4 protein-coding genes are annotated in these 5071 nt (G+C 61.5%); 2 read left to right on the forward strand and 2 right to left on the reverse strand.

The window, feature by feature from the left end:
* Window positions 1–65 precede the first annotated feature (65 nt).
* Both EN964_RS23895 and EN964_RS23900 read right to left on the reverse strand, forming a co-directional pair.
* Window positions 66–1946, reverse strand: coding sequence for a methanol/ethanol family PQQ-dependent dehydrogenase (locus tag EN964_RS23895; protein WP_127271841.1), 1881 nt, complete (start codon window positions 1944–1946; stop codon window positions 66–68).
* Complete coding sequence (locus EN964_RS23900; RefSeq protein ID WP_373565070.1) at window positions 1943–2920, reverse strand: heme-binding protein; 978 nt, start codon at window positions 2918–2920, stop codon at window positions 1943–1945. The genes EN964_RS23895 and EN964_RS23900 overlap by 4 nt, the downstream gene beginning before the upstream one ends.
* A 496-nt stretch (window positions 2921–3416) precedes the next feature.
* Between EN964_RS23900 and EN964_RS23905 the strand changes: the two genes are divergently transcribed.
* Window positions 3417–4460, forward strand: coding sequence for a LacI family DNA-binding transcriptional regulator (locus tag EN964_RS23905; protein WP_127268546.1), 1044 nt, complete (start codon window positions 3417–3419; stop codon window positions 4458–4460).
* Window positions 4461–4498: 38 nt separating this feature from the next.
* A complete protein-coding gene (locus EN964_RS23910; RefSeq protein WP_373565071.1) occupies window positions 4499–4912 on the forward strand; it encodes a heme-binding protein in 414 nt (137 codons plus the stop codon).
* The last annotated feature ends 159 nt before the right edge of the window (window positions 4913–5071 follow it).

Below are 5071 nucleotides of genomic sequence, written 5' to 3' on the forward strand. Positions count from 1 at the left end.
CGGCCATGCCGATCGCCACCCGTTGGAACGCCTTTCGCGCCGGACGTACGGTCAAGTCCGATCCATCAAGGCAGCCGGAACACATAAAGCGTGCCTCCCGCCGTGGTAGCGTTCTTTAGATCCTTCATCGCGTTGACGAAGCCAAGTGCCGCGGTGGCATCGCGTGGGTCGAGGTCGCCGGAAACGATGGCACCGGCCCAGCCACCGACGCCTGACAGAATTGCGACATATTGGTGCCCATCGGGGCCGCGATAGGTTATCGGCTGGCCGATGATGCCGGACGATGTCTTGAATTGCCAAAGGAGGTCGCCAGTCCTGGCGCTGACCGCCTTGAACCAGCCTTCCATGGTGCCGTAAAAGACGACATCGCCGGCAGTGACGACGGTGCCGCTCCACACCGGAAAGTTCTCCTTCAGGACCCAGGCCGGCTTGGCGGCGGCAACATCCCAGGCGGTGAAGGCACCACGATTGCCGCCCGGCCCGGGGATCATGCGTACGTTCATGCCGACATAGGGCGTGCCTGCGATGTAGTTTACCTCGACGCCTTCTTCATCCATGCAGAGATTGTTGTGGGGGATGTAGAGCAGGCCGGTCCTCGGCGAAAAGGCCGATGGCTGCCAGTCCTTGAGGCCGGACGCTGTCGGGCAAATGTCTCGCACCACCTTGCCGGTGCCGGTTCTCTTGTCGGGGTTTGCAATCAGGCGGCCGGTCTTCAGGTCGACGCCCTTGCTGGAATTGACCGGGCCATAGGCTGTGGCCGACAGCACCTCGCCAGTGGTCCGATCGAGGATATAGAGGTAGCCGTTGCGTTCCGGTCGGACGAGGACCTTGCGCGGCTTGCCTTGCCAGGTCATGTCCAAAAGGATCTGCTCGTTGATGCCGTCATAGTCATGGAGGTCATGCGGGCTCCACTGATAGAACCACTTCGCCGCTCCGGTATCGGGATCACGCGCGAAAATACCGGACGTCCATTTGTTGTCGCCGGGCCGCAAATCCGGATTCCACGGTCCTGGATTGCCTGTGCCGTGGAAAATCAAGTTCAAGTCCGGATCGTAGGAGATCCAGCCCCACATATTGCCGCCGCCGATCTTCCAGGCTTCCGGCGGCCATGTCGTCACGCCAAGGTCTGTGCCCTTGTCCATGTCATAGTGGGGCTTGAAGTCCGGGCCGATCAGCACATCCTTGTCGGGTCCAGTGCCATAAGCCGTCCAGACAATATGCCCGTCTCCGGCATCCAGCGCCTTGACCCAGCCGCGGACGCCCATTTCGCCGCCGGAATTGCCGACCAAAACTTTGCCCTTCACCACCAGCGGAGCCATGGTGATGGTCTCGCCGATGTTGATGTTGCCGATATGAGCGTTCCAGATCGGTTTGCCTGTGTTGGCGTCGAGGGCGATCGTGTGGCCGTCCAGCGTGTTGAAGAAGATGCGCCCGTCGGCGAAGGCCGCGCCGCGGTTGACGACATCGCAGCAGGCCACCCCTTGTGCCGCCGGCTCGGGGTTGGGCTCGTACTTCCACTTCATCGGCGCGCCGGGCCTGGAAAGGTCGAGCGCGTAGACGATGTTGGGAAAGGGCGTGACGATGTACATGATGTTGCCGACAACCAGCGGCGCTGCTTCCTGGCCCTTGTTCACGCCGGTGGAGAAGGTGAAGGCGACCTGCAGGTTCTTGACGTTGCCTTCGTTGATCTCGGTCAGGTCGCTGAAGCGGGTCGACGCGTAGTTCTTGGCCGGCATTGTCCATTGCCCGTCATCGGGTGGCGCGGCGGCGGCGGGCGGCGCAATAGCCGCCGCCGATGGCGGCTCCGAGGCACCGCTCAGGAATGGGCCGCATGCCAGCAGCATCACCGAGAGTATGCAGGTGCGAAAAGAATTCTCGGTCGCCAATGCGCGGGCGCCTCGTCCTGCGTCAACGCGCGCCGGTGCCGGGTGCAGCGTGCCTTTCATTTGTGGATCGAGCCTCCCACGCCGGCGCCGAGCGCCGCCGCGATGTCAGCCTCGGTACCGGCACAAAGCGGATGGCCCCAACCCGAGGCGCTTTTGCCGCCGGGATCGAGATCGTAGACGATGGCGTCCTTGCGATTGGGATTGACCCCGGCGGGAACCTTGTCGAGGCCGAGCGCCGCGCGAACACGCCAGGCGACATTGTGATCGGCGCATGAGGAATCTCCGGAGACCCCGATCCCTCCGACGATGCTCTTGCCGTCATAGAGGGCAAGCCCGCCGCCAAACACAACGACGCCTCCAATCGGCTTGCCGACAAGGGGATCGCTGGCGCTTCCGAACGTTTTGGGATCGCCCGCATAGGCCGCGGCCTGGTTAACCGGATTGGTCTCCTGCAAGCCGAAAAGCGGCCCGCCAGGTTGCGCCCCCGCGTAGAGATTGGCCGTCGATAGGGCCATTTGCGCCAAGCTGAGCCCATTGGCCGTATTGGCCTTCTCTGCCGCGACGAGGCGACTGCCTGGCCATTGGGAATCGGCGGTGGGACCGCTGAAAGCGATCGCGCACACGGCGCCGTCGCGGGCAACGACAGCCGCCCATTCGTTAGTCTCAAAGCCTCCGTTGGCAGGTCCGCCGCTCGCTTTCACATTGGCCTTGAGGACAGCGAGCAGCTTATCGTGGTGGGCCGGGCAGGGCGCCTGTGCCATGGCTTGGCCCTGTGGGGACAGGCCACCCGCCAACACCAGGCCAAAGGCAGATAAGAAAAGCTGACAGCGGTACATTGTCCTGCCCATTGGTTCGAGCATCAAAGAATCATGGAGCACTCTGTCAGACTGGAGAATGCGAGAAAGAATCCGTGATCCAATGCCGTCGATGTCTAACTTGGGCGATGCAGGTATGTTCCTGCTTTTGGAAAAAATGCACAGTTCCCGTCCGGTGAATGGCAAGGTTGCCGTCTGTCCCGCCGGCTGCCGGCTCATCGCACCTAGTAAGCACTTGGCATTATCGGAGAAGCGGAGCGGTTGCGGGACCATACGGACGATCCACCCGGCAATGAGGGGTTAGCGTAGTCCGGAGTGCTTCGTAGTGGTTTTTCGCAGAAAAACCAACGGTTTGCGGTTCATCTCATTCACAATCGGACCCACATTATCAACTGAAGTCTTCGATTGCCTAAGTCGCTGATTTCTTTGGCCTCGTGCAAATCTGGGTGTAAGGGCAGCAGATCCATCTGACGGTGCTTTGACGGTAATTTTCGTACGCGACTCAACGTTCGAGAAAAGAACCGTCACCCAGTGCTCATGACAATACCTAGACACATATGGTCGTTGTCTTGTTCAGATGGTATCGATAACATGTCCTTCGCGTGGAGTTTGATTCCAAGGGGTGGCTCATGATCGATGCAGGACGCCGCAGAGACCTTGTGACCGAACGTCTAGCGCTTCCCTTGGGCAGGCCTCAGCCGGCCGGTGGAGCGGCATGATGGCCAAGGCTGCCTCATCTAGGCCCCTCGAAAGCCATGCGCCAACTATGGTTGACGTGGCGCTGCGGGCAGGTGTGTCCACCATGACCGTTTCACGCGCCCTGAAAGAGGGCAGCCGGGTTTCCAAGGCGACGCGGGAAAAGATCATGGCTGCGGTCAACGAGCTTGGTTACGTGCTCGACCAGTCAGCCGGTACCCTGTCCTCGCGCAAGACTGGATTTGTTGCTGCAATGGTTCCATCGCTCAACAATTCCAACTTCGCCGACACGGCGCGCGGTATTACGGATGAACTGGAGAGCACGGGACTCCAGCTTCTTCTCGGCTACACCGACTACACGGTCGAGAAGGAGGAAAAGCTGATCGAAGCGATGCTCCGCCGACGGCCGGAAGGCATCATAATGACTGGAGGAGCCCATACGGAGCGCGCCCGCCGCCTTCTTGATAACGCGGGCATCCCGGTAGTCGAAACCTGGGAGTTGCCGTCGAAACCCATCGATCAGGTGGTCGGGTTCTCCAACGAAGAGGCGATGGGGCTTCTCGTCAAAACGCTGGCCAGGAAAGGCTATCGAAAATTCGGCTACATCGGTGGCACGACCTCGCGCGACACGCGCGGCAGCCAGCGGCGCGAAGGCTTTGTCCGAGCCATCGAGGAACTCGGCCTGCCGACCGGCCGGCTTGTCTCCTTCGGCGTGCCACCGATCTCCATCGAACAAGGTGGCCAGGCGGTTGTGAGCATGCTGGAACGCTGGCCGGACACCGAGGCCGTGCTCTGCGTTTCCGATCTCTCGGCCTTTGGCGCGCTGATGGAATGCAAGCGTCGTGGAATGCGGGTCCCGCAGGACATCGCCATTGCCGGCTTTGGCGACTATGAGGTTGCCGCCTTCTGCCATCCCGGCATCACAACCGTGAACGTGGACTGCTATGGCATCGGACAACAAGCTGCCCGCAGGCTTATCCAGATCATCCGCGGCGGCGAAAAGAAGCACGAACAGGAAATCATCCTGACCGGGTATCGCGTCGTCGAGCGCGAAAGCACCTGAACTCCTTCAGCAAATTCCAAAACAGTAAAGGCATAGCGATGTTTCGAAAGACCATCAGCCTCACGCATGACGGCGCGTTGAAAGCCGTGGCTGCCGGAGCCGCACGCGCCGTCACGATAGGGGTGCCGCAATGTCTTGTGGTTGTCGATGCAAGCGGCGAGACCATCGCCAGCCTGCGTATGGACGGCGCACGGTTCCTGAGCCTGCACACGGCGCGGGGAAAGGCGCGCACGGCGGCGTCGATCAACGCCGCGACCGGCGGCATGGCGCCCGAAGCAGCAACCTTGGCTGGGATCGCCTCACAGGGCGGCGTGACCAATTTGCCTGGCGGCCTGCCGATCCGCTTCGATGGCCGCCTGGCGGGCGCCATCGGTGTCGGTTCGGGAACCGGCGAGCAGGATTTCGACGTGGCACGCGCCGCGCTGGCGGCGATCGGCGCCGACGCGATTTAAAGGCGATGTGTTGATGCGCTTCCAGCGCATCCGAAGGATCTTCAGACCGCGATCTGGCCCTTCAGCGACCTGTTGCGGTCCCCAGCAATCTCGAAAGCGGTAACCGCCTCGTCGAGCGGATAGATGCCTGATAGCAGCGGTTTGACATCCACCCGGCGG

Origin of the sequence: Mesorhizobium sp. M7A.F.Ca.CA.001.10.2.1, assembly GCF_003998575.1 — a bacterium.
In the GTDB taxonomy this organism is placed as follows: domain Bacteria; phylum Pseudomonadota; class Alphaproteobacteria; order Rhizobiales; family Rhizobiaceae; genus Mesorhizobium.